This is a genomic window from Tardiphaga sp. (genome assembly GCF_028290785.1).
In the GTDB taxonomy this organism is placed as follows: domain Bacteria; phylum Pseudomonadota; class Alphaproteobacteria; order Rhizobiales; family Xanthobacteraceae; genus Tardiphaga.
Genome location: NZ_JAQGJD010000231.1, coordinates 1 through 3,147 on the forward strand (window position 1 = coordinate 1; position 3,147 = coordinate 3,147).

3 protein-coding genes and 1 pseudogene are annotated in these 3,147 nt (G+C 65.4%); 2 read left to right on the forward strand and 2 right to left on the reverse strand.

Going from position 1 to position 3,147, the window contains the following annotated elements; translation table 11 throughout:
* The coding region (locus tag JWR89_RS14155; protein WP_299717211.1) for an FAD-binding oxidoreductase at positions 1–801 on the forward strand (801 nt) is incomplete at its 5' end.
* A gap of 106 nt (positions 802–907) precedes the next feature.
* The gene (locus tag JWR89_RS14160) at positions 908–1,162 is read left to right on the forward strand and encodes a DUF6489 family protein (protein WP_299717213.1); all 255 of its coding nucleotides are present in this window, start codon (positions 908–910) and stop codon (positions 1,160–1,162) included.
* Positions 1,163–1,253: 91 nt separating this feature from the next.
* On the opposite strand, the gene JWR89_RS14165 is transcribed toward JWR89_RS14160, so the two are convergent.
* Both JWR89_RS14165 and JWR89_RS14170 read right to left on the reverse strand, forming a co-directional pair.
* Positions 1,254–2,222 carry an alpha/beta hydrolase gene (locus tag JWR89_RS14165; protein ID WP_299717215.1) on the reverse strand — a complete coding sequence of 323 codons (969 nt, stop codon included), beginning with the start codon at positions 2,220–2,222 and terminating at the stop codon, positions 1,254–1,256.
* A gap of 312 nt (positions 2,223–2,534) precedes the next feature.
* Positions 2,535–3,147, reverse strand: a pseudogene (locus JWR89_RS14170) (NADPH--cytochrome reductase); the annotation flags it as partial.

Here is a 3,147-nt window from a genome sequence, read left to right on the forward strand (position 1 = left end):
ATGGAAAAGAGCATCAAGGAGCTGGAGCGCGACCGCGCCTACGGCATTACAGGCAACGTGCTCGACGCCGCCGACATCGCGTCGCGCGAACCGAACCTGTCCGGCGATTTCGCCGGCGCGATTCACTGGCCTACGCCGGGCTTCATTCCCGATCCGGGCGGCCTCGCCAAGGCCTATGCCGCGCTGTTCATCCGCAAGGGCGGGCGCTTCCTCGCCGCCGATGCCCGCACGCTGGCGCAGAGTGACGGCAACTGGCGCGTCGCCGGTCCGAACGGCGCCATCGTCGGCCGCGACGTGGTGGTGGCGCTCGGCCCGTGGTCGGACCAGGTGTTTCGCCCGCTCGGCTACGACATTCCGCTGATGACCAAGCGCGGCTACCACATCCATCTGTCGCCATCAGGCAATGCGGTGCTGCATCACCCGGTGCTCGACGCCGATCGCGGCTACTTGCTGGCGCCGATGAACCGCGGCATCCGCCTCACCACCGGCGCCGAATTCGCCCGGCGCGACGCGCCGCCGACCCCCGTGCAAATCGAGCGCACGCTGCCGCTGGCCCGTTCGATGTTCCCGCTCGGCGACACCATCGAGGAAAAGCCCTGGATGGGGTCGCGGCCGTGCCTGCCCGACATGCTGCCGGTGATCGGCAAGGCGCCGCGCCACAAGGGGCTTTGGTTCGACTTCGGCCATCAGCATCACGGCCTGACGCTCGGCCCGGTCAGCGGCCGCCTGCTTGCCGACATGGTGACGGGGGTGGCGCCGTTCACCGATCCGAAGGCCTTTGCGGTCGAACGTTTCGGCTGATCCTTCGCACCTGCACACGCTTTCATCACGTCGCTTGCATCCGTGCCGCGACCGGCGATACTGGCGTGCTTCGCCAGCGTGTGCGAGTTCGATTCAGGAGCGTTCGATGAAAGTGACCGTTGTCGTGGACTGCACGCCGGAGGAGGCGCGCGCGTTCTTCGGGCTTCCCGATGTACAGCCGATGCAGGCCGCGATGATGGATCAGCTGCAGGGAAAGATGATGGCCAACATCGACAAGTTCTCGCCGGAGTCGCTGATGCAGAGCTGGTTCACCTTCGACCCCAAGATGGGCGAGCGCTTTCAGGAAATGTTCGTCAACATGGCCGGTCTCGCAACGGGGCGGCCCAAAGACAAGAAGTAGACTAGCAATTGTAGGTGGGTTAGGCGCACTTGCGCCGTAACCCACCATCTTCATGCTGACAGACAATAGGCGGTGGGTTACGCGCTTCGCGCTAACCCACCCTACGCTGAACCATCGGCGCTGTCGTCGCGCCTTTCGCATGCTCGGCGATCGCGTCGATGACGCGGCTCCACAGCGAGATCGGCAGCGCATGACCCATGCCGTCGATCATCAGCAACTCGGCACCGGGGATCGATGCTGCGGTATCGCGGCCCCCGGCGGGGTGTACCAGCGGATCGACCTTGCCGTGGATCACTAGGGTCGGCGCCGTGACCGCGGCGAGCCGCTCCTTGCGGCTGCCCGAAGCCAGGATGGCGCGGAGCTGGCGGCCGACGCCCGCCGGATGCAGCCCGCGGGCGAAGGTGCGCTCGGCACGATCGGCATCCCGCGCTTCGTCTTCCGGAAAGCTGCCGACGCGCAGGAACAGCCAGGTCTGCTTGAAGCGGGCAACGAACGCGTCATAGGTCGTGGGCTGCGGCTGCAGCAGTTTGGCGGCGACCGTGCGGCCCGGCTGCGGCAGGCGCGGATTGCCGGTCGTCGACATGATCGAGACCAGCGAGCGCACGCGGTCCGGATGCTCGATAGTGAGTTCCTGGGCGATCATGCCGCCCATCGACGCGCCGACCATATGCGCGGACGCGATATCAAGCGCATCGAGCAGGCCGATCGCGTCGGCCGCCATGTCACCGAGCTTGTAGGGGGCTTCCACGGGGGTGCCGAGAAAGCGCAGCTTCGCCAGCTCGAACAGGCTGAACGGCTTTCCGCCGGCCATTTTCGTGGACAGGCCGATGTCGCGGTTGTCGAAACGGATCACGCGGAACCCGCGCGATGCCAGTTCTCGGCAAAAATCATCGTCCCAGTGAATCATCTGGGCGCCGAGGCCCATGATCATCATCATCGGTTCCGCATCGTCGGCGCCAAAAATATCGTAGCAAATCTCGATACCGTTGGCACGCGCCAGCCGGGGCGGCTGATACGGAACGGAAATCGACTGAAGGGATTTGGCGGGGCGCTGGCTCATGTCAGAGATATGACATGTATATTGCCGAGAAATAAAGGCGCAAACGCGCAGCGGCTCGAACAAATCGTCGCAGCGCTTAACAGGAACTTGCGTGCCTGCGCATTGTGACAGCGCGAGACGCGGATTGTGACAACAACGGTCTCAACAACACTTGTCCCGGACGCAGTGCATTGCGCCTCCGCTAGGAGGCGTAGTGCGCTGCAGAGCCGGGACCGTCGCGAACTCCGACGTCTGGCACGGTCCCGGCTCTGCGGAGCGGCATAAAGAAATGCCGCACCGCGTCCGGGACAAGCGTGATGGAGCTAAATTCGCCTAGCTCCCCGCCCAGACATCCAGCACATAGCGGTTGCTCGTGCCGAGGTCGTCGATCCAGTGCAGCGCTGCCGCGGCGTCGCCGCCGCTGCGTTCGCGGTGGATCGCCATCAGCGCCGATTTGACGTCGGGCTCCATCTTGCCGCCGTCGCCGCAGACATAGGTGATAGCGCCTTGCCCGATCAGCTCCCAAACGCGGTCCTCCTGCGCGGCGATCAGGTGCTGCACATAGGTCTTCGGGCCGTCGCCGCGCGAGAACGCGACGTGTAGTTCGCAGATGCCTTCCGCGGCGAAGGCCTTCAATTCGTCGGCGTAGAGATAGTCCTGATCCGGATGGCGGCATCCGAAGAACAGCAGCGCCGGCCCGAGTGTTGCGCCCTTGGCTTTCAGCGCGGCGCGTTCCTGCAGGAAGCCGCGGAATGGCGCCAGACCCGTACCGGGACCGATCATGATGATTGGCACCGCGGGGTCGTCGGGCAGTCGGAAACCGGCCTTGGTCTCGCGGACCACGGCATGGACGGTGTCGCCGGCGCGGCGCCCCGCGAGATAGTTCGAGCACACGCCGCGATACAGCCCGCGACCCGAATGCGCGATGCCCGAGACCACGGCGACG

Excerpts from the sequence above, each read along its gene's own strand:
- JWR89_RS14160 (WP_299717213.1), top strand. The coding sequence starts at position 908 with ATGAAAGTGACCGTTGTCGTGGACTGCACGCCGGAGGAGGCGCGCGCG.
- JWR89_RS14165 (WP_299717215.1), bottom strand. The coding sequence starts at position 2,222 with ATGAGCCAGCGCCCCGCCAAATCCCTTCAGTCGATTTCCGTTCCGTAT.